This is a genomic window from Streptomyces bobili (genome assembly GCF_002154575.1).
Classification (GTDB): Bacteria; Actinomycetota; Actinomycetes; order Streptomycetales; family Streptomycetaceae; genus Streptomyces; species Streptomyces bobili.
This window is the reverse complement of record NZ_MUBA01000709.1, coordinates 3,335-3,923: the sequence shown is the minus strand read 5'-3', so window position 1 is coordinate 3,923 and position 589 is coordinate 3,335. Positions and strand designations below refer to the sequence as shown.

At 69.6% G+C, this 589-nt stretch carries 1 protein-coding gene; it reads left to right on the top strand.

Going from position 1 to position 589, the window contains the following annotated elements; genetic code table 11:
* Positions 1-356 precede the first annotated feature (356 nt).
* The coding region (locus BZL64_RS41670) for an ACT domain-containing protein (protein WP_425276107.1) at positions 357-589 on the top strand (233 nt) is incomplete at its 3' end.

The following is a 589-nucleotide window of genomic DNA, read 5'->3' as shown; positions in this document are numbered from 1 at the left end:
CGCCCCCGCGACCTGTGCCGCCATCGGCTGTGCCCAGGCGACGGAGAAGAGGGTCAGGAGAAGGACGGGACCGAACACGATCAGCGCCGCTCCGCTCCAGAAAAAGACGGCGAGGGGGAGACACGCGGGCCAGTCGCCGAGGTCGTGAGGCTTGACGTTCCGTTGTACGTTCACGGATCCAGCCTGAGGCCGGCGCCCGGACGGCGGCATGAGTGCGGCTACTCATCCGGGCCGTGCGTGCTGCGTATCCCCCCTTCCCGAACGCGCGCGCCTCGCGCGCGACACCCCCCGTCCCGTGTCCGTCAGGCGGACCTCGGCGGCGGAAGGCACTGGGTGCCGGATACGGTGGGTACACCATGAGCGCTTCGCAGACCTCGCCGATCTCGCCCTCCGATGTCCCGACTCTCCTTGTCAAGATCTTCGGCAAGGACAGGCCTGGTATCACGGCCGGCCTCTTCGACACCCTCGCCGCCTACTCCGTCGACGTGGTCGACATCGAGCAGGTCGTCACCCGTGGCCGCATGGTGCTGTGCGCGCTCGTGACCGAGCCGCCGCGCGGGCTGGAGGGGGACCTGCGGTCGACCGTCCA